This window comes from Achromobacter sp. FW305-C-30-7, assembly GCF_058783105.1.
This window is the reverse complement of record NZ_JBYSYI010000002.1, coordinates 799537-818108: the sequence shown is the minus strand read 5'-3', so window position 1 is coordinate 818108 and position 18572 is coordinate 799537. Positions and strand designations below refer to the sequence as shown.

Below are 18572 nucleotides of genomic sequence, written 5' to 3'. Positions count from 1 at the left end.
CCGAAGCGCAGCCCCACTGGGGCGAGCATCGGAATCCCGCAGTCCGGACGCCGGCGACTCAAGAACCCTACCTCACAGAACCGAAGTGAGGAGCGGCAGCGCTTTGAGCTTGCGGATGTCAGGGTTCTTTAGCCGCCGAGGCTGCCCTGCGCCATTCCGATGCTCGCCCCGATGGGGCTGCGCTTCGGATGGCTCCGGGGTCCTCGGCTGGCAGTCGCCCAATGCGTTGGTTTTGGACCCCGTTCATGGGCAGATAGCGTGAGTCGGTGGCCGGGCGGAGGGATCCGAAGCGCAGCCCCACCGGGGCGAGCATCGGAATCCCGCAGTCCGGACGCCGGCGGCCCAAGAACCTGACCTCACAAAACCAATCGGCAACATTCCACCCAGAACTCTCTAGTGGTTGTCCTCGATATTGAGGATCCTGCCCAGCCCCAGGAAGCGATTGGCGAAGATCAACAGGGTGGCGGTCACCACGATGTACACCACCGACAGCGCGGCCAGGGTCGGATCGGCGAACTCGCGCACATAGTTGTACATGGTCACCGGCAGGGTCTGCGTGTTCTGGGTGGTCACGAACAGCGACGCGGTGAACTCGCTGAACGACATGATGGCCGCGAACAGCCAGCCGCCGAACAGACCGGGCGCCAGCAAGGGCACTGTGATCGTGAACAGCACCCGCACCGGCGAGGCGCCCAGGCTGGCGGCGCTCTGCTCCAGGCGCTCATCCAGGTTCTCCATCGAAACATAGACGCTGCGCAGCACGAAAGGCAGGACGAGCATGACGTGGCACAGGATCACAATGCCGTAGCCGCGGTCCACGTTCAGCTGCGCCGCCAGGATCAGCAGGCCCAGCCCCACCGTGAAATGCGGAATCACCAGCGGCGAAAGCAGGATGGCTTGCAGGATGTTCTTGCCGGGGAACGCCATGCGCTTGACCGCGATGGCCAGGCCGGTCCCGATGATCAGCGCCAGCAGCGACGACCACAGCGTCACCACCAAGCTGGCGCGAAAGCCGTCGCGGAAATCGGAGTAGGTGAACACGCGCTCGAACCAGCGCCAGGACCAGGCTTGCGGCGGAAAGGTGAGCAAGGCCTTGTCATTGAAGGAGGCCAGCACCACCACCACGACCGGCAGCAGCACGAAGGCGAGGATCAGCGTGATCAGCACCGGCGCCCCGACTCGCAGCCACAGGGGCAGGGATTTGCGGATACTCATGTCAGTGTCCTCCGATGGCCTTGAGGCGGCGCGTGACGCGGCCGAGCAGCATTAGCGAGATCGCCGTCAGGCCCAGGCCCATGACGCTCAGGCTGGCCGCCAAGGGGAAGTTCATCGACGAGAATCCCAATTGGTAGACCAGGGTGGAGACCGTCGGGACGCGGCCGCCGCCTATCATCTGCGGCGTGGCGAAGGCGCTGAAGGTCCAGGCGAAGGACGTAGTGATGCTGGCCAGGATGCCTGGCATGGACAGCGGCAGGGTGATGGTCAGGAAGGTGCGCACCGGCCCCGCGCCCAGGCTTTCGGCGGCCTTTTCGTAATCGCGGTCGATGTGCGAGATGGCGGTGGCCAGCATCAGCACGACCACGGGGATGGTGACATGCACCAGCGCCACCAGCACGCCGAGGTGGCTGAACATCAGCGTCAGCGGCGTGTCTATCATGCCCAGCTTGAGCAGCATCGAATTGATGAATCCCGTGCTGCCCAGCACGATGATCCAGGAATAGGTGCGCACGATTTCGCCCAGGAAGAGCGGCGTGATGGAAACGATCAGGATGAAAGACTTGATATAGCGGTTGCGTACCCTGACCAGGGCGTACGCCAGCGGATAGGCCACGAGCAGGGAGCAGACCGTGGTTTCGACGCTCAGGCGCAGGGTGTTGGTAAAGGCGTCGAGATAGATCTGCTTGCCCAGGCCCGAGAAGTTATTCAGCGTCAGGCCGCCGACATCCAAGGAGCCGGGAATGAAGGTGCGCAAGCTGTACTGCAGCACGGCCGCCATGGCGACGCAGATGCACAGCGCGATGAAGCTTGCCGGGGAGATCAGCCATCCCCTCAGTGTGGAACGCGCATCCATGGTGTACCCATCCATCGTGTATGGTGAGAACGAGGAGAGGCCGCGGACCGTGAGGCCGCGGCGTCCGGCAATCAGTTCATGATGTTCTCGGTGAACCACTTGCGCCACTCGGCGGTCTTCTCGGCGCGCAGCTTGTCGTCGATGACGATGGCCTGGGTATCCCATTGCTGCTTGGTCGTGAATACGCCCGGCAGCGCGGCGTCTTCGGGCGAGACCTTGGCGTCGTCGACCACCGGGCTGGCTTTCTTGGCGGCCACGATCTTGGCCTGCACCTCTGGCGACAGCGCGATGTTCATGAACTTATAGGCCAGATCGGTCTTGGTGCTGCCTTTCATGATGGCCATGGTGTCCACGCCCAGCACCGCGCCTTCCTTGGGCATCGCCACCTTGATCGGCACGCCTTGGCCGATCATGTAGTACGCATTCATGGACAGCACGATTTGCACCGGCGTCTCGCCGGCGGCGATCAGTTGCTGGCTGTTGGCGTCGTTGGTGTAGAAGGCCTTGAAGTTGGGTTTCAGGGCCTTGAGCTTGTCCTGGCCTTTTTCCCAAGTGCGGGCGTCGCCGCCAGAGAGCAAGGCTGAAATGTCGATGATGTGGCTGGGGTCGAAATCCGGCGCCGACAGCTTGTTTTTCAGCGCCGGGTTCCAGAGGTCGTTCCAGCTGTCGAAGGTGATGCCGGGGGGAATCAGGTCGGGGCGATAGCCGATGGTGTACACATACGCCCAGCTGCCGATGTGGTACGGGCTGATCCTGGCCCGGTCGACCAGGTGCGAGTAATTGGGAATCTTGCTCAGGTCGAGCTTCTCGTACAGGCCGGCATTGACATAAAGCCAGCCGATGTGCGACGTGGTGAAGGTGATGTCGCTTTCCGGCTTGGTGGCGAGTTTGGCTTTGTTCAGACGGTCTATGGTGCCGCCCGTGATGTACTTCACCGGCACGCCGGTCTGTCGTGTGAACTCCTTGCCGATGCTCTCGTCGATGAGATCGCGGAAGCTTCCGCCCCAGGTGCTTACCACCAGGGCATCCTGCGCTTGCGCCGTGCCGGCGAGAGCCGCGCCGGCAAGCATGCCCGCGCAAATGAGTCTTTTGATCATGACAACCCCTTGTCTATGTGGCCGACTACAAAACCTGCTCCAGGAAATTCCTCAGGCGCTCGCTCCTGGGCGAGGCAAAGAACTGTTCGGCGGGCGCCGTCTCGATGATTTCGCCCCGCTCCATGAAGACGCAGCGGTCAGCGACTTTGCGGGCGAAGCCGATCTCGTGGGTGACGCAGATCATGGTGATCCCGGTCTGCGCCAGGTCCTCCATGATGCGCAGCACGGAGCCGACCGATTCTGGATCGAGCGCCGATGTCGGTTCGTCGAAAAGCATGATGCGCGGACGCAGGCAGAGTGCGCGGGCGATGGCCACGCGCTGCTGCTGTCCGCCAGAAAGCTGGATCGGATACTTGTCGGCCTGTTCGATCACATTGACCTTGGCGAGGTACTCGCGTGCCGTCTGTTCGGCCTCGGCCGTGGACATCTTCAAGGCGACCTTCAGCGCGAAGGTGCAATTGGCCAGCACCGTCATGTGCGGAAAAAGATTGAAGTTCTGGAACACCATGCCCAGTTGGCGCCGGACTTTTTCCACGTCCTGGGGGTGGCGGGTCAGCGCGGTGCCATTGACGTGGATGTCGCCGGAGTCATGTTGCTCCAGATGGTTGATGCAGCGGATGAGCGATGATTTCCCGGATCCGGAAGGCCCGCAAAGGATGACGATTTCGCCATTGGACACCTCGAGATGGATATCCCGCAGGGCGTGGAAGGCGCCGTAGAACTTGTTCAATCCCGAGATGGACACCGCAGGCGCACAGTCGGCAAGGGCGGAGGAGTAAGGCGGCGTGATGCTGGACAGGATGGCAGTCATGATGATTCGCGCTCTGGTGGACGGTCGGCCGGGGCGGTTCAGATTCTGACGAGATAGCGGTTCAGCCTGCGATCCGCGATCGAGAACCCAAGACGTATGCTGTTGGTGATGCACCAATAAATGGCCGCCGCCGTGATCAAGGGAGTGAACGGGTCATAGGTATAGTCGAATACGGTGTTGGCGGCCGCGGTAAGGTCGACCAGCGTGATGGCGCTGACGGCCGCCGTGCTCTTCACCATGATCAGCAACTCATTCTGATAGGCGCGCAGCACGTAGCGCGCGACGAGGGGGATGCGCAGGCGGAACAGGATTTGCGCAGGCTTCAGGCCCAGTGTCTGCGCGGCTTCGATGGTGCCCTTGGGAATCGCCGCCAGCCCGCCACGGATGATCTCGGCCATGAAGCCCGAGTGGGTCAGCGCCAGGCCCAGCCAGGCGCAGACATAGGCGTTGGAAAAGACGTTCCAAAGAAAGGTGTCGCGCACGATGGAGAACTGGGGCAGTCCGCTGTAGATCAGATACAGCAGCACCAGGCTGGGCACGCCGCGGAAGAAGCCGATATAGCTGCTGGCGAAGAGGGCGCGCGGGCCTGGCCGGAAGCTCGCCAGGGCGACCGGCAGCGCCAGCAGCAGGCCGATGACCAGCACAGGCAGCAGCACGGCGAATGTGGTGCCGGCGCCCGCCAGCAATTTGGGCAAGCTGTCCCAGGCTACCTGGAAGTCAAAGTGCATGCGAGGCTCCCTTGGTCACGACGGGATGGAAGCCGCGCGCCGCCCATGTTTCGACGCGGCGGGCCACGTAATAGGTGAGCCAGGTCATCATGAGGAAGAAGGCGGCGGCGAGCAGGTAGTAGACGAAGGGTTCCTTGGTCACGCCGGACGCGAGCTTGGCGTAGGCCATGATTTCCTTCAGGCCGATCAAGGAGATGAGGGCGGTGTCCTTGAGCACGACGATCCACATATTGGTCATGCCGGGCAGGGCCAGGCGCAGCATCTGCGGCAGGATCACCTTCAGCCAGATGGTGGTGCGCGGCACCAGCAGCACCCGTGCGGCTTCGAACTGTCCGTGGGGCACGTTCTGGATCGCGCTGCGTATCAGGTCGGCCAGGTAGGCGCCGTAGACCATGCCCAGCGCCGCCACCGCGGCCATGAAGGGCGTGATCTCGACACGCTGGCCGATGCCGAACGGCGCGAGCAGGCTGGCGACAATCTCCGAGCCGCCGTAGTAGAACAGGAAGCCGACCAGCAGCGAGGGCACGCCCGTGAAGATGGAGGCGTACGGAATCCAGATGATCCTGGCCAGCAGTGTTGGCCGCAGCGTGATCAGGGCAAAGAACGTTCCGATCGCGAGCGCCAGCAGATAGGCGCAGACGGCGACCTGGATCGTCATCAGCGCGCCGGTCGCGAGTTGCTGCACGAAACCCATCGAAGGCATGAGGCAGTCCTTGCAAGCGTATGAAGAATTCCGCCCAGGCCCCGGCGGTCTGACGCCGGAGGCCCTGGCGGTGTGCGCGGATCCGGCTAGCGGCAGGCCGCCTCTTCGGGCAGGAGCTCCACTTCCATGTAGGGTTTGCGCAGCTTGGTGAAGGTGCAGTCCTTGATGATGGCGTCGACCGTGGCGCTCATGCGGTTGAGCAGTTCGCCGCTGTCCTTGCGGGCGATCCAGCTTGAGCCGGCTTCGCCGCCGCCGGTCCACAGGTCGCCGCCGGCGAATTTCCAGCCCTTGCCCTGGGGCTTGGACAGGAACTCGTTGGTCCAGCTGATCTTGGGGCCGAGACTCATATCCAGCCGGCCGTTGGCCAGGTCGAGCCGGATCTGGTCGGGGTTGTCGTAGAACACGATCTGCACCGCGTTGCCGAATGTCTCGCCCACGTACTTGGCTTGCGCTGAACCGCGTTGCAGGCCGATGCGCACACCTTTGAGGCCTTCAGGCGTGAAGGTGTAGTTCTTCGCTTCTGGCACCACATAGGAGTCCGGGTTGAACAGCACCGGACGTCCGAACAGTACTTTTTCCTTGCGCTCCGGCAACGGTTTGGTCTGGCTGACCACGGCATCCAGCTTCTTCTGCAGCAGCGCCGGGATCAGGGCCTTGAAGTCCATCACCACGATTTCGCAATCGGCTTTCATTCGCTTGCACATCTCGCGCGCCAGATCGGGTTCGAAGCCCGTCAGGCGGCCCGAGGGGTCGACCATGCTGAACGGCGGATAGCTCCCCTCGTTGCCCAGCACCAGTTTCTCGGCCTGGGCGGGCGCCAGGGCGAACAGCGAGGCGCCCGCGAGCGTCAGCACTGTGATGGTTTTTTGAAGATGCATTTTTATTCCCCTTGTTTATTGGTCATGCACTTCGGCGAAGTGCTTACATCGTGTTGTCCCAGGACAGGTTGGCGTTGAACAGCGACCCGTAGCCGGGCTTGGCGCCTGCCGCGCCGGTGAGATCCAGGCAGTGCCAGAACGAGGCCTGGATGGCCGAGATCACCGGCTTGCCGAGCTTCTGCTCCAGCGCCTCGATGGCCCCGACGGTCCTGAAGTTGGTGCACGAGACGAAGATGGCCGTCGCGTCGGGGTGGTCGACCGAGAGCACGTGGTCGTAGACTTTCTCCAGCGATACCTCGGCCAGCGCGTGGTCATCCGAGATGCCGAGGCAGGCGCTCTTGACGACCTCGTGGCCGTTTTCCTGCAGGAAGCGGATGGCGCGTTCGTGGATCTCCGGGAGGTAGGGCGTGGCCAGCGCAACCTTGCCGGCCTTGACCTTCTTCAATGCTGCGAGCGTGGCGGTGGAGGCCGTGGTGATCATCGGCCCCGGCACCCATTGCCGCAGCTTCTGGATCAGCGCCTGGTCGTAGGCCGTGCCATGCAGAAAGGAGGCGCTGGTCCCGCCGAACAGCAGCACGTCGATCGGGGCGGCGCCGGCCAGGCGCGCGGCCTGCTCGAGCTCCGGGGCGTTCATCATTTCCTCGATGCCCTGCACGGTGACCTTGGGCAGCTTGATGCGCGCCGTATGGGTGGACACGCCGCGGGCGGACATGGCCCACATTTCTTCTTCCATCACGACGCTGGAGGCGATGTAGATCAGGCCGATGCGGGCAAGGTCGCCAGAGCCGTCGTAGCGGAATCGGGGATAGGCGGCTTGCGCGGGAGTTGAGGCGGTGTTCATCCGGATCCTCTGTAAGGGGAGGTTGCTTCAGATGGCGTCGGTCATCGATCCGGGGCCGGGCATCGCCGCGACTGCCGCACCGGCCGCGCCAGCGAAAGCCAATAATGAGAGAGACGATCCGAGGGACCAAGTCGCCTTTTCCGTTGGCATGAATAGATTTTCCTGATGGCCTGGCGAGGCCCCCGAAGGCATGGTGAGGCTCATCGTCGCGAGCGTCGCCCGCGTCAGGATTTCCGAGACGGGACACCAGAAAAAACAAATAGGCTGCGGCCCCGCTTGGGCAGACCATCAGCGGGCAGGTCAAGGCCTTGGGCCATGCTGTTAGCCAGGCAGGCGTGGGGTCTCCGGATAAACCCTAATACTGATACGAGCCATGAAGCATAAGCGCATACGCACCTTCAATACCAAGGCGACCTACCCCGAACAGAAACTCGACAACGATCTGTGCCAGGCCGTCGTCGCGCGCGGCAGTACGGTCTTCTTGCGCGGGCAGATCGGCCAGAACCTGGACACGTCCGAGAGCGTCTGCATCGGCGATGCCGCAGGCCAGACCGAGCAGGCGATGAAGAACATCGACATGTTGCTCAAGGAGGCCGGCGGCGAACTGCAGGACATCTGCAAGATCACGATCTACATCATCGACCCCCGTTATCGCGAGGAGGTCTATCGCGTGGTCGGAAAATGGCTCAAGGGCGTGTTCCCGGTATCCACCGGCATCGTGGTATCGGCGCTGGCGCGTCCCGAATGGCTGGTGGAAATCGACGCGACTGCCGTTATTCCGGATTGACGCCACAGGAGGCCCAGGTCATGACTTTCTCCATCATTGCCCGCTGTCCGGCCACCGGCCAATTCGGCGCGGCCGTTTCGTCCTCTTCGCCCGCGGTCGCGGCGCGCTGCATCCGCGCGCGAGCGGGAGTGGGCGCGGCGGTCAGCCAGAACATCACCGATCCCGCCCTGGGGCCGCTCATCCTTGATGCAATGGGCCAGGGCCACTCGCCCCAGCGCGCCTTGCAAGCCCTGGCCGAACGCCCCTTTATCAGCTACCGGCAATTGATGGCGATCGACGCCACGCAGGCGCCGGCCATCTTCACGGGCGCGAACGCGTTGGGCCGGCTGGCCAGCGCGCAGGGCGAGCACGCCGCGTGCGCGGGCAATATGCTGGCGTCGCTGGATGTGCCCGCCGCCATGCTGGCGGCATTCGAGCAAGCGTCGGGCTCGCTGGCCGAGCGCCTGATGCAGGCCATGTTGGCGGGCCAGGCTGCTGGCGGCGAAGAGGGGCCGGTGCATTCGGCCGGGCTGCTGGTGGTGGCGGACCTGGACTGGCCCATCGTCGACCTGCGCATGGACTGGGTGGAGCAATGTCCAGTCGAAACGCTTTACGAGGCCTGGAAGGTCTACGAGCCGCAGATCCAGGATTACATCACCCGCGCCAGGGACCCGCGCGCCGCGCCGAGTTTCGGCGTGCCAGGCAATCTGTGACCGCTTGCGCCAGCCGGCTAGTGCGAGAAAACCCGAGGAGCGCCATGCCCCCTTATCCGGGCATAGTGGATACACTTTTGCTCGGTGCGGCTGATGCCAGCGCCGGGCCACGGTGGCGGCCCGCAAGGCGGAACGCCACCTCCCTCCAGCCTGCTCCAGTTTTCTCATTTCGGACTATGCTCAATCGCATTTCGCTGCGCCAGATGGAGTACTTCGTTGCCACGGCCAAGCATGGCAGTATCGCCGCGGCATCCAGCCAGATCCACATCTCGGCGCCTTCGATTTCGGCCGCCATCGCGCATGTCGAAACCGAGCTGGACGTGCAGTTGTTCGTGCGGCATCCGTCCAAGGGCCTGGCCCTGACGGTGCTCGGCCAGCAGGTCATGAGCGAATGCGAAGACCTGCTCGAGCGCGCGTCGCGTCTCTACAAGATCGCGTCGGTTTCCAGCAATACCATCCAGGGCACCTTGCGCGTGGGCTGCTTCCAGTCGCTCACGGCCATGATCGCGCCCGAGGTGATCTTCGGATTTTCACGGGCATTCGCCAAAGTCGAGCTGCATATGACAGAAGGCGACCAGCAGTTGCTGATCGACAAGCTGCACTCGCTGGAGATCGACGTTGCGCTGAGTTACGACCTGAGGCTGGGCGACGAAATATCGTTCGAGGCGCTGGCGCGCCTGCCGCCGCATGTGGTGGTCAGCGAACTGCATCCGCTGTCGCAGCAGATCGCGGTGACGCTGGAGGAGCTGGCCCGCCTGCCCATGGTGTTGCTGGACCTACCCTTGAGCCGCGATTACTTCATGTCGCTATTCGCGAAGTTCGGCCTGGAGCCGAACATCGTGGCGCGCTCACGCTCGGAGGAAGTGGTGCGGTCCATGGTCGCCAACGGAATCGGCTATGCCTTATTCAACGTGCGGCCGAAGTCCACGCAAGCGCTGGATGGCAAGCGGCTGGTGCGGCTGCGCCTGGTGGGTGAACACCGCCCCATGCTGCTGGGCCTCACCACTTACAAGCCGATGAAGCCGTCGCGCCTGACGGAGGTGTTCATGCAGCGCTGCCGCGCCTATATCTCCGATCAGTACATTCCAGGCATGAGCGAAGGCAGTTTCTTCGACCCTTACGTGCCTCCTGAAAGCAAATGAACCGGCGGCGCGCTCGTGCGCCGCCCGCCTCCTGCAGGTCCATGCCATGAGCACACCGACCCCCGACAACAGTCCAGACCTCTTGCGCGAGCTGCTCGCGTTTCAATCCGTCACGTTGACGCCCAATATCGAACTGATCGAGCGCGTGCGGGAGCTGCTGGCGCAGGCCGGCATCGCGTCCACGCTGGCGGCGGACCCGCAAGACGCCCGGCGGAGCAATCTGTTCGCGTCCGTCGGCCCCTTGGATGTACCCGGCATCCTGCTCTCCGGCCACACCGACGTGGTCCCCGTGGCAGGCCAGCCCTGGACCTCGCCGCCCTTCGAGGCGACCGTGCACGATGGGCGCATCTATGGGCGGGGCAGCGCGGACATGAAGGGCTTCGTCGCCTGCGCCGTGATGGCCATGATCCGCGCGGCCCATCAGCCTCTTGCGCGGCCCTTGCATCTGGCGCTGTCGTTCGATGAGGAAATCGGCTGCGTGGGGGTGCGCCATCTGTTGCGCGCGCTGGAACACATGAAGCCGGCTCCGCTGCTCTGCGTGGTGGGCGAGCCCACGCTGATGAAGATCGGCACCGGCAACAAAGGCAAGGCGGCCTATCGGGCCCTGTGTTGCGGCCAGGCGGGCCACTCCGGGCTGGCGCCGTTTTTCGTCAATGCCATCCATACGGCCAGCGATCTGATCGGTGCGCTGCGTGACGTGCAGCAGGACCTTGCCGAACACGGTCCGCGCGAAGCCGGCTATGACGTGCCGTACACGACGGTGCATGCAGGCACCATCAAGGGCGGCACGGCGCTCAACATCGTGCCGGCGGAATGCGAAGTCAATTTCGAGATCCGCAACGTCGCGCAGGATGACCCGAACCTGATCCTGGCGCGGGTGCTGGAGTTGACCAGGGCGAAAATGCGCGCCGCGGGCGCGCGGGCGGATGCCGAGCCCCCTAGGATCGAGGTGGTCAACACCTATCCTGGCCTGGCTACGGCGGACGATTCGGCGGCCGTCGCGCTGCTGGCCTCATGGCTGCCGCCAGACACGCCGCTCACCAAGGCTGCCTTCGGCACCGAAGGCGGGCTGTTCCAGCAGCTATGGGCGCAAACCTCGGTGCTGATCTGCGGGCCTGGCAGCATCGAGGTGGCGCACAAGGCCGATGAGTACGTCGAGCTTTCGCAGCTGGAGGCCTGCGACGCCATGCTGGAGAAGTTGACGCAGTATCTGACGATTTGATCCGCTTACAAATCACGACGCGGCTCGCACCTGGCGGCCGGCAACGTTTCGAAGCAATTGCCCGTGGAACCCTGAATTCAAGAGCCTGCTATAAAGTCGGCTACAGCTTTTCTGTAGGGCCAGGAAATGTCCATTCAAATGTTGAGCCGCTGGGGTGTGGCGCTTTTTGCGGCTGCGCTGATGGCCGGCTGCTCTTCGAGCGGTCCCAAGACTTCGGATCAAGGTTCCAAATCGTATTCCACCACCGCCCGCGCCGAAGGCGAGTGTGCGAAGCGCAGCAAGTGCATCTATAAAGGCGCGTACGAATCAGGCGAACGCAACTACGCCGAAGCGGAAGCCAAGCGCCTGAACATCGCCGAACTGGAGCGCCTGCGCCGCGCTTTCGGCAATTGAACCTGGCAGAAAACCGGCGCGCGCCCACGCCCGAAGAAATCATGCGGCACTACGACGCGGACCCGGACGAGGATCCCTGGGTTCGGGGCAAGCCTGCGCCGGAACTGGTCGCGGTCGTACCCTATGACCCCGATTGGCCGGTCCGCTATGGCCGGCTTGAGTCGCAGGTGCGCGAGGCATTGGGACCGGTCGCGCTGGCGGTCGAGCATATGGGTTCGACGGCGGTGCCGGGCCTGCCGGCCAAGCCGGTGATAGATATCGATCTGACGGTAGCCGACCCCGTGCAGGAGGACGCTTATGTCCCCGCCCTGGAGGCGGCGGGTTACCTGCTGGTCTTGCGGGAACCTTCCTGGCACCAGCACCGCCTGCTGCAGTTGACCACTCCCCGCGTGAACCTGCATGTGTTCGGCCCCGATTGCCCCGAAAACATCCGGCACCGGATGTTCCGCGACTGGCTGCGCCAGCATGATGCCGACCGCGATCTGTACGCCCAGGCCAAGCGCGAGGCGGCGGCCGGGGTGATGCAGGTCATGGAGTACAACAAGCGCAAGGAGGCGGTCCTGCGCCAGATCTACGAGCGCATGTTCCGCGCCGCCGGCTTCATCTGAGGCGCGGCGGCCCGGATCATCCCTGTCCGCTTCAGTAGTGGCTCTTGAGCGGTACGGCCGGGTCGGCCAGCACATCACGGGGCGGGTTCAGCCCCAGTTCCAGCAACTTGCGCGCGGCCAGGTGGTCCATCGGCGCGTTGATCGATTCGACGCAGACCAGATGGCCGTCGGCAAAGTGCAGAATCGAGAAGCTGCCGGGCTTGGCGCCCGGACGCAGGACGCGTTCGGTATCCGGCGGCGCCAGGCCGGCGATCTGCAGGCGCAAAGCGCCTTGATCGGACCAGAACCAGGGCAGGGCGTGATACGGCGTCTTCGTGCCGAGCAGGACGCCGGCCAGCGTGCGGGCCTGGTCGTTGGCGTTCTGCACCGATTCCAGCCGCAGGGTCTTGCCCCAGCGCGCATACGGAAACGAGGTGCAGTCGCCGATGGCGTAGATGCCTGGCGCCGAGGTCTGCATCAGTCCGTCGACCACGATGCCGTTCAGGCAGTCCAGGCCAGCGGCTTGCGCCAGCGTGATCTCGGGCACGGCGCCGATGCCGGCGACCAGCAGGTCCACGGGATGTTCCACGTCATTGACCACGACGCTGCGCACGCGGCCGTTTTCCGTGCGGATGTGTTGCAGGTCGGAGGATAGGCGCAGGTCGACGCCGGAATCGTGCAGCACGCGGGCGACGTGTTCCGAGGCTTCGGGCGATACGGAGCGCGCCAGCAGGCGCGGCGCGGATTCGAAGACGGTGACCGGGCGGCCCAGGGCACCGGCCGTGGCGGCGATTTCCAGGCCGATGAAACCACCGCCCACGACCGTGACCGAAGGCGCATCCGCGATCGCGGCGCGCAGGCGCGCGGCGTCGTCGGCGTTGCGCAGGTAGATCAGATTCTGCAGTTCGTCGGGGACGTCCGGCAGGCGCCGCGCGCGCGTGCCGGTGGCCAGCACCAGTGCGTCATAGTCGAGTTGCTTGCCTGAAGCCAGCGTCAGCCGGCGCGCGTCGCGGTCGATGCCGACCGCGGGGTCCGCCAGCAGGACTTGCACGCCGGCGTCGGCGTAGACCGCCTCGGCGCGCAGCAGCTGGATCGGAGCTTCCGGATCCTTGATGTAGGTCTTGGAGAGCGGCGGCCGGTGGTAGGGCAGCGAGGCCTCTTCGCACACCAGCGTCAGGCTGCCGGGAAAGCCGCCTTCTATCAGGCTGGCGCACAATTGCGCCGCCGCGTGGCCGCCGCCCACGATTACCACCTTCTCCATGCATGACTCCTGTTCTGCCTGGCCCGGTTTCGGGCCGAATCGGCAATCCTACCGCAGGTGGCGGCGGGAAGGGCTGCATGAAGGCGGCGGCGGGCGTTGCGTGTCTTGGGGAAGGATCAGGCCGTGGCGTTCGGCGCGGTTTTTGGGGACAGGATCAAGCGCCCGGGAACATGTAGCGGGCGGAAACAGCCAGGATGCGCTGGGCCGATTCGCGCAGCCTGCGGGCTTCGCGGTGGGCGTTGAGGGAAACCACGGCGTCATAGCGGCGCGCGCTGAGCGGACCGGCCAGCAGCACCGGACGGCGGGTAAGGATGGGGGATATCAAGCGTTGCATGTGGAGCATTCCTGCGGGCGCCAGGCCCAGTCGATGCCAGCTATCGTAAGGCGGCCAGGGGCGGCGGCCAACGAATTACCTTTTATATGAATATCCGGCGCGGTCCTGGAAGTCAGGCGGGCTGGCGGATATCCGAACGGCAGTATCGCCCGCGAGTGTGACAGCCATATGCCAATGCTCCGCCACGTTCCAGGCGCGGCCGGAGCCGGGGCTTGTCAGTTCTAATACTACGCGGTAGCATTAAAAAAACGAATGCTGGATCGGAGACAAAAATGGCATTGCCCCTGGAAGGTCTGCTGGTGATCGCTGTGGAGCAGGCAGCTGCAGCGCCGTATGCCTCGTCGCGGCTAGCTGATGCCGGCGCGCGCGTCATCAAGATCGAACGCGCGGCCGGCGATTTCGCGCGCGGCTATGACGGGGCGGTCATGGGCGACAGCACATATTTCGTCTGGCTCAATCGGGGCAAGGAATCAATCGTTCTCGATTTCTCGCAGCCTGAGGATCTGGCGCTGCTGCGCACGCTGATCTTGCAGGCTGACGTGCTGATCCAGAACCTGGGCCCGGGCGCGGCGGAACGCGCCGGCTTCGGCTGGAAGGAAATGCGGGCCGCCAATCCCCGGCTGATTACCTGCGACATCACGGGTTACGGCGAGTCGGGCCCCTATGCGGAGATGCGCGCCTACGACCTGCTGGTGCAGGCCGAATCGGGCATCGCGTCGGTGACCGGCACGCCGGAGGCCCCGGGCAGGGTGGGCATATCCGCCTGCGATATCGGCACCGGCATGTATGCGCACGCGGCCATCCTGGAGGCGCTGTTGCAGCGCGAGCGGACAGGGCAGGGCAGCGCCCTGCACGTGTCGCTGTTCGACGCCATGGCCGACTGGATGACCGTGCCCCTGCTGCACTACGACTACGCCGGCACGGTGTGGCCGCGCGTAGGCCTCGGACATCCGACCATCGCTCCCTATGGCGCCTTCGCCTGCCAGGGCGGCCAGTCGCTCCTGATCGGCGTGCAGAACGACGGCGAATGGCGCCGCTTTGCTTGCGACGTGCTGCTCAAGCCCGAATGGGTCGACGACGAGCGCTACCGCAGCAATCGCGACCGCGTGCTGCATGCCGAGGAATTGAAAGCCGCAATCGAAGCTGTGCTGAGTACGGTGGCGCTGGAGGAATTGCGGCGGCGTCTGACGCTGGCGAAGATTGCCTATGCGTCAGTCAACGGCGTCAAGGAATTGTCGGCGCATCCGCACCTGCGCCGCTCGGAGGTACGCACCGCGCACGGGGTGGCGTCCATCGTGGCGCCGCCAGTCCAGATCCGGGGCGAGCCGCGCCGCTTGGGCGAAGTGCCCGCCATAGGCGCCCATACGCAGGCGGTCCGCGATGAGTTCGCGGGCGCCGGCCGGCAGGCCTGAGGGTAGAATTTCGCGTTTATTTCCGCCACAGCAAGGACATTATGGGACGGCCCAGCCTGATAGACAGCACGGAAGGGATCGAGAAGCGGCTCGCCATTCTCGATGCGGCCGCGTCCGTGTTCATGAACCTGGGCTTTTCAGCGGCATCGCTGGACGACATCAGCGTGGCCTACGGCGCGACCAAAGGCATCATCTATTACTACTACCGCAATAAGTCGGCGCTGTTCTTCGCCGTGCAGCGGCGCGCGATGGAACTGACCCGCGAAGCGATCGAGCCGCATGCGCTGTCGGCCGAACGGCCGGCCGTCAAGCTGCGGAAGATGGCGCATGACCATACCGTGCTGATGATGGAGCATCTGGCCTACCTGCGCGTCGCGGCGCAAGGGTTGGAACTGCATCTGACGGGGCGCACCACCGCGTCCGAACGTGCCGAACTGGAGGAAATCCTCAAGTTGCGGGCGGCGAATGAAGCCTTGTATATGCGTGTGATCGAGGAAGGCGTGCAGTGCGGCGATTTCCGCGCCATGGACGCCAAGCTGCTGGTCAAGCCGCTGCTGGGGGCTTTGAACTGGACTTCGCGCTGGTATCACCCGCGCAAGAACGAAACCGCCAAGGACCGCGAGCGCGTTGCCAGCGAACTGGCCGGCTTCGCGGTCAGCGCCTTGTTGCCGCATCCGCAGTAAAGCCGGGCCGCGCGAACGGACCGTTCCGCGCGGCTTTTTTTCTAATCATTTTAATACTGCTTGGTATTATTCAAACTACAGGACGACAGCGATTCATGGCTCCGAAAATCCTGGTGGAACGCGCCGGTTTTGTGACCACGGTAATCATCAACCGGCCCGAGGTGCGCAATGCGTTGGATCGCGAGGCGGCCTCCGAACTGGCGCGAGCGCTGCGCGAATTCGATGCGGACGAACAGGCCCGGGTGGCCGTGCTGTGCGGCGCCGGCGGCGCCTTCTGTTCAGGCGCTGATCTGAAGGAATTGGCGGGAGGCACCGACTACGAGCCCTGGGCAGGCAGCCCGGACGGCCCTTTGCATGCGCCGCTGTCCAAGCCCGTCATCGCGGCGGTGGCGGGGCATGCCTGCGCGGGCGGGTTGGGCGTGGCGCTGTGGTGCGATCTGCGCGTCGCGGAGGAAAGCGCCTCGTTCGCCGTACTGTCGCGCCGTTGGGGCGTGCCGATGAGCGATGGCACGACCGTGCGGCTGCCACGCCTGATAGGCATGAGCCGCGCCCTGGACATGTTGCTGACCGCCCGTATTGTGCTGGCTCCGGAAGCCGAGCGCTTCGGGCTGGTCAATCGCGTGGTGCCGGACGGACAAGCGCGTGCCGAGGCCGAGGCGTTGGCACGTCAGATGGTGCAATTCCCGCAGATCGCGATGCGCTCGGACCGGCAATCGGCCTATGCCCAGATCGCCTTGTCCGAGCGGGATGCGGTGGCTGCGGAGATGGCCTACGCCGCCGCCGCGCGAAAACTGGAGGCGCGCGCTGGCGCGCAACGTTTCGAGCAGGGTGCGGGGCGTCATGGCGCCCTGCCCGAAGCCGATTAGGAGAGAACCATGCGAGCCGTCATCTGCCGCGGGCTGGACGATCCCAGCCAAGTCAGCGTCGAGACCTGCGCCGCGCCGCCTTTGCCGGCGGACAGCGTGCGCATCGAAGTGCATTCCTGCGGCGTGAGCTTCGCCAACCTGCTGGTGTTGCAGGGCAAGCACCAGAACCGGCCGCCGCTACCCCTGACGCCAGGCACCGAGGTGGCGGGCATCGTGCGGGAATGCGCCCCGGGCGTGACGCTGTTCCGTCCGGGCGACCGGGTGGTGGCCGGCGTGCAGTCGGGCGGCTTTGCCAGCGAAGTGGTGGCGCCGGTCGACACGACATTCGCTCTGCCCGACGGTGTGGATTTCGATAGCGCCGTACAGTTTCCAACCATCTACGCCACGGCCTATGGCGCGCTGCGCTGGCGCGCGCATCTGCAGCCGGGCGAGACGGTGCTGGTGCACGGGGCCAGCGGCGGCAGCGGGCTGGCGGCCATCGAGATCGCCAAGCGGCTGGGCGCGCGCGTGATCGCGTGCGCCAGCACCCAGGCCAAGCTCGACGCGGCGCGGGCGCACGGCGCCGACCACGGGCACAACTACCGGGAAGGCGGCTTCCGCGACGCGGTGCTGGCCCTGACCGATGGGCGCGGCGCCGATGTGATCTTCGATCCGGTGGGCGGCAAGGTGTTCGAGGAGTCGTTGCGTTGTGTCGCGCCTGAAGGACGCTTGATTCCGATGGGATTCGCTGGCGGCGACATTCCGCAGATTCCCGCCAACATCCTGCTGGTCAAGAACGCCACCGCGATCGGCATCTATTGGGGCTACTACATGGGCTGGGGCAGGGTGCCCGTCCCGCCCGAGCGCAGGGCGGCGGTGCGCGCCGCCTTCGCCACGATGTTCGATTGGGTCGTCGAAGGGGCGCTGAAACCCTACACCCAGCAGACCTACCCGTTGGAGGCATACGCGGCAGCATTGGCCGCGCTGGCCTCCCGCGAGGTCATCGGACGGGTCGCCTTGCATCCGCAGTCATCTTCCTGACCGCGAAACGCTGGCGCCCGCAATTCCAAAAGACAACAGAGCACACAAAGGAGTTGGAGACATGAAGCGATTGACCACCTTGCTCGCAGGCGCCGTGCTGGCGCTGGGCGCCCAGATCAGCCATGCATTTCCGGACAAGCCGATCCGGCTGATCGTCCCGTATCCCCCCGGCACGGGTACCGATACGCTGGCGCGCTACACCGCGCGCCAGTTGGAGGCCAAGCTGGGCCAGCCCGTGATCGCCGAGAACCGCCCAGGCGCGAGCGGCATTATCGCGACCCAGGCCGTCGTGTCGGCGGCGCCCGATGGCTATACGCTGCTGCTGGCGGCCAATGCGCCCGTGGCGACCAACGTCGCGGCGTTCGCCAAGCTGCCCTATGACCCCTTGGTCGACCTGGCGCCGGTGGCGGTGCTGGCGCAGGCGCCCATGGGCTTTTATGTTTACCAGGATTCGCCCTACAAGACGGTCGCGGACCTGGTGGCGGCCGCCAGAAAGGATCCGAAGAAGCTGAACTACGGGGCGGGCAGCGCCACCTACCAGATTGCCAGCGAATGGTTCCTGTCGCTGGCGCAGGCCAGCGCCAACGGCATTTCCTACAAGGGCGCGGGGCCGGCCTTGAATGATCTGGCGGGCAAGCAAGTTGACTTCGTGATCGCTGAGTACAGCGGCGCGCAGGCCCTGGTGCAGGCGGGCAAGCTGCGCTTGCTGGCCGTGACGACCGATAAGCGATTGGCCAGCGCGCCGGACGTGCCTACCTTGCAGGAACTGGGCTACAAGGACTTCTTCAAGGTGGCGTGGTGGGCCATGTTCGCGCCGGCCAAGACGCCCGCGCCGGTCGTGAAGACCCTGCAGGACGCGCTGCTGGAGATCTACGCCGATTCCAAGACGCAAGCCTTCCTGGCGCAGAGCAATTTCATCTCCTTCATCGGTGATGCCGCCGCGCTGGCCAAGTTCCAGAGGAAAGAGATCGAGCTTGAGATTGCCACGGCCCAAAGCGCCAACATCCCCAAGCAATAGCGCCCAGCCCCCACGACAGGACGTTC

At 64.7% G+C, this 18572-nt stretch carries 21 protein-coding genes; 11 read left to right on the top strand and 10 right to left on the bottom strand.

Features of this window, described 5'->3' with window-relative positions; translation table 11 throughout:
• Positions 1–393: 393 nt before the first annotated feature.
• The 8 genes from AC3WOB_RS10740 to AC3WOB_RS10705 all read right to left on the bottom strand — a co-directional run bounded on the left by AC3WOB_RS10740 (position 394) and on the right by AC3WOB_RS10705 (position 7129).
• Positions 394–1215, bottom strand: coding sequence for an ABC transporter permease (locus tag AC3WOB_RS10740; RefSeq protein ID WP_492274952.1), 822 nt, complete (start codon positions 1213–1215; stop codon positions 394–396).
• Between the two features lies 1 nt (position 1216).
• On the bottom strand, positions 1217–2071 hold the full coding sequence (locus tag AC3WOB_RS10735; protein ID WP_013391969.1) for an ABC transporter permease: 855 nt from the start codon (positions 2069–2071) through the stop codon (positions 1217–1219).
• Positions 2072–2142: 71 nt separating this feature from the next.
• Positions 2143–3168, bottom strand: coding sequence for an ABC transporter substrate-binding protein (locus AC3WOB_RS10730; RefSeq protein WP_492274951.1), 1026 nt, complete (start codon positions 3166–3168; stop codon positions 2143–2145).
• Between the two features lie 25 nt (positions 3169–3193).
• On the bottom strand, positions 3194–3979 hold the full coding sequence (locus AC3WOB_RS10725; RefSeq protein ID WP_492274950.1) for an amino acid ABC transporter ATP-binding protein: 786 nt from the start codon (positions 3977–3979) through the stop codon (positions 3194–3196).
• 38 nt (positions 3980–4017) lie between these two features.
• Positions 4018–4707 carry an ABC transporter permease gene (locus AC3WOB_RS10720; protein ID WP_013391972.1) on the bottom strand — a complete coding sequence of 230 codons (690 nt, stop codon included), beginning with the start codon at positions 4705–4707 and terminating at the stop codon, positions 4018–4020.
• A complete protein-coding gene (locus tag AC3WOB_RS10715) occupies positions 4697–5410 on the bottom strand; it encodes an ABC transporter permease (protein ID WP_207468645.1) in 714 nt (237 codons plus the stop codon). The genes AC3WOB_RS10720 and AC3WOB_RS10715 overlap by 11 nt, the downstream gene beginning before the upstream one ends.
• Positions 5411–5496: 86 nt before the next feature.
• A complete protein-coding gene (locus AC3WOB_RS10710) occupies positions 5497–6288 on the bottom strand; it encodes a transporter substrate-binding domain-containing protein (RefSeq protein ID WP_013391974.1) in 792 nt (263 codons plus the stop codon).
• A gap of 43 nt (positions 6289–6331) precedes the next feature.
• Complete coding sequence (locus tag AC3WOB_RS10705; RefSeq protein WP_492274949.1) at positions 6332–7129, bottom strand: maleate cis-trans isomerase family protein; 798 nt, start codon at positions 7127–7129, stop codon at positions 6332–6334.
• Between the two features lie 373 nt (positions 7130–7502).
• On the opposite strand from AC3WOB_RS10705, the gene AC3WOB_RS10700 reads away from it, so the two are divergent.
• From AC3WOB_RS10700 to AC3WOB_RS10675, 6 genes are all read left to right on the top strand, one after another.
• Positions 7503–7916, top strand: a complete 414-nt coding sequence (locus AC3WOB_RS10700; RefSeq protein ID WP_013391976.1) for a RidA family protein — start codon at positions 7503–7505, stop codon at positions 7914–7916.
• 20 nt (positions 7917–7936) lie between these two features.
• Positions 7937–8608 (top strand): DUF1028 domain-containing protein, encoded by a 672-nt coding sequence (locus tag AC3WOB_RS10695; protein ID WP_013391977.1) that lies wholly within the window; start codon positions 7937–7939, stop codon positions 8606–8608.
• 176 nt (positions 8609–8784) lie between these two features.
• Positions 8785–9750 (top strand): LysR substrate-binding domain-containing protein, encoded by a 966-nt coding sequence (locus tag AC3WOB_RS10690; RefSeq protein ID WP_013391978.1) that lies wholly within the window; start codon positions 8785–8787, stop codon positions 9748–9750.
• A gap of 46 nt (positions 9751–9796) precedes the next feature.
• A complete protein-coding gene (argE, locus tag AC3WOB_RS10685; RefSeq protein WP_492274948.1) occupies positions 9797–10972 on the top strand; it encodes an acetylornithine deacetylase in 1176 nt (391 codons plus the stop codon).
• Positions 10973–11098: 126 nt separating this feature from the next.
• Positions 11099–11365: a hypothetical protein gene (locus tag AC3WOB_RS10680; protein WP_492274947.1), complete on the top strand. Its 267-nt coding sequence runs from the start codon at positions 11099–11101 to the stop codon at positions 11363–11365.
• Entirely contained in the window at positions 11362–11973 is a 612-nt protein-coding gene (locus AC3WOB_RS10675) for a GrpB family protein (RefSeq protein WP_492274946.1), read from the top strand. The genes AC3WOB_RS10680 and AC3WOB_RS10675 overlap by 4 nt, the downstream gene beginning before the upstream one ends.
• Before the next feature lie 31 nt (positions 11974–12004).
• Here the strand turns inward: AC3WOB_RS10675 and AC3WOB_RS10670 are convergent, their stop codons facing one another.
• Both AC3WOB_RS10670 and AC3WOB_RS10665 read right to left on the bottom strand, forming a co-directional pair.
• A complete protein-coding gene (locus AC3WOB_RS10670; protein WP_013391982.1) occupies positions 12005–13213 on the bottom strand; it encodes an NAD(P)/FAD-dependent oxidoreductase in 1209 nt (402 codons plus the stop codon).
• Between the two features lie 154 nt (positions 13214–13367).
• Positions 13368–13547 (bottom strand): hypothetical protein, encoded by a 180-nt coding sequence (locus tag AC3WOB_RS10665; RefSeq protein WP_013391983.1) that lies wholly within the window; start codon positions 13545–13547, stop codon positions 13368–13370.
• Positions 13548–13819: 272 nt separating this feature from the next.
• Here AC3WOB_RS10665 and AC3WOB_RS10660 point away from each other — a divergent pair, with 272 nt between their 5' ends.
• The 5 genes from AC3WOB_RS10660 (at position 13820) to AC3WOB_RS10640 (ending at position 18546) form a co-directional block, all read left to right on the top strand.
• Positions 13820–14959 carry a CaiB/BaiF CoA transferase family protein gene (locus AC3WOB_RS10660; protein ID WP_013391984.1) on the top strand — a complete coding sequence of 380 codons (1140 nt, stop codon included), beginning with the start codon at positions 13820–13822 and terminating at the stop codon, positions 14957–14959.
• Positions 14960–15000: 41 nt separating this feature from the next.
• Positions 15001–15642: a TetR-type transcription factor C-terminal domain-containing protein gene (locus AC3WOB_RS10655; RefSeq protein ID WP_013391985.1), complete on the top strand. Its 642-nt coding sequence runs from the start codon at positions 15001–15003 to the stop codon at positions 15640–15642.
• A gap of 95 nt (positions 15643–15737) precedes the next feature.
• Positions 15738–16508 carry a crotonase/enoyl-CoA hydratase family protein gene (locus AC3WOB_RS10650; RefSeq protein ID WP_492274945.1) on the top strand — a complete coding sequence of 257 codons (771 nt, stop codon included), beginning with the start codon at positions 15738–15740 and terminating at the stop codon, positions 16506–16508.
• A gap of 9 nt (positions 16509–16517) precedes the next feature.
• Positions 16518–17528: an NADPH:quinone oxidoreductase family protein gene (locus AC3WOB_RS10645; protein WP_313388099.1), complete on the top strand. Its 1011-nt coding sequence runs from the start codon at positions 16518–16520 to the stop codon at positions 17526–17528.
• A 61-nt stretch (positions 17529–17589) separates the two neighbouring features.
• Positions 17590–18546: a Bug family tripartite tricarboxylate transporter substrate binding protein gene (locus tag AC3WOB_RS10640; protein ID WP_492274944.1), complete on the top strand. Its 957-nt coding sequence runs from the start codon at positions 17590–17592 to the stop codon at positions 18544–18546.
• The last annotated feature ends 26 nt before the right edge of the window (positions 18547–18572 follow it).

Coding starts and splice junctions, on each gene's coding strand:
- AC3WOB_RS10640 (WP_492274944.1), top strand. CDS start 17,590: ATGAAGCGATTGACCACCTTGCTCGCAGGCGCCGTGCTGGCGCTGGGC.
- AC3WOB_RS10655 (WP_013391985.1), top strand. CDS start 15,001: ATGGGACGGCCCAGCCTGATAGACAGCACGGAAGGGATCGAGAAGCGG.
- AC3WOB_RS10645 (WP_313388099.1), top strand. CDS start 16,518: ATGCGAGCCGTCATCTGCCGCGGGCTGGACGATCCCAGCCAAGTCAGC.
- AC3WOB_RS10710 (WP_013391974.1), bottom strand. CDS start 6,288: ATGCATCTTCAAAAAACCATCACAGTGCTGACGCTCGCGGGCGCCTCG.
- AC3WOB_RS10690 (WP_013391978.1), top strand. CDS start 8,785: ATGCTCAATCGCATTTCGCTGCGCCAGATGGAGTACTTCGTTGCCACG.
- AC3WOB_RS10660 (WP_013391984.1), top strand. CDS start 13,820: ATGGCATTGCCCCTGGAAGGTCTGCTGGTGATCGCTGTGGAGCAGGCA.
- AC3WOB_RS10650 (WP_492274945.1), top strand. CDS start 15,738: ATGGCTCCGAAAATCCTGGTGGAACGCGCCGGTTTTGTGACCACGGTA.
- AC3WOB_RS10680 (WP_492274947.1), top strand. CDS start 11,099: ATGTCCATTCAAATGTTGAGCCGCTGGGGTGTGGCGCTTTTTGCGGCT.
- AC3WOB_RS10735 (WP_013391969.1), bottom strand. CDS start 2,071: ATGGATGCGCGTTCCACACTGAGGGGATGGCTGATCTCCCCGGCAAGC.
- AC3WOB_RS10670 (WP_013391982.1), bottom strand. CDS start 13,213: ATGGAGAAGGTGGTAATCGTGGGCGGCGGCCACGCGGCGGCGCAATTG.
- AC3WOB_RS10700 (WP_013391976.1), top strand. CDS start 7,503: ATGAAGCATAAGCGCATACGCACCTTCAATACCAAGGCGACCTACCCC.
- AC3WOB_RS10720 (WP_013391972.1), bottom strand. CDS start 4,707: ATGCACTTTGACTTCCAGGTAGCCTGGGACAGCTTGCCCAAATTGCTG.
- AC3WOB_RS10695 (WP_013391977.1), top strand. CDS start 7,937: ATGACTTTCTCCATCATTGCCCGCTGTCCGGCCACCGGCCAATTCGGC.
- AC3WOB_RS10740 (WP_492274952.1), bottom strand. CDS start 1,215: ATGAGTATCCGCAAATCCCTGCCCCTGTGGCTGCGAGTCGGGGCGCCG.
- AC3WOB_RS10705 (WP_492274949.1), bottom strand. CDS start 7,129: ATGAACACCGCCTCAACTCCCGCGCAAGCCGCCTATCCCCGATTCCGC.
- AC3WOB_RS10725 (WP_492274950.1), bottom strand. CDS start 3,979: ATGACTGCCATCCTGTCCAGCATCACGCCGCCTTACTCCTCCGCCCTT.
- argE (WP_492274948.1), top strand. CDS start 9,797: ATGAGCACACCGACCCCCGACAACAGTCCAGACCTCTTGCGCGAGCTG.
- AC3WOB_RS10730 (WP_492274951.1), bottom strand. CDS start 3,168: ATGATCAAAAGACTCATTTGCGCGGGCATGCTTGCCGGCGCGGCTCTC.
- AC3WOB_RS10665 (WP_013391983.1), bottom strand. CDS start 13,547: ATGCAACGCTTGATATCCCCCATCCTTACCCGCCGTCCGGTGCTGCTG.
- AC3WOB_RS10715 (WP_207468645.1), bottom strand. CDS start 5,410: ATGCCTTCGATGGGTTTCGTGCAGCAACTCGCGACCGGCGCGCTGATG.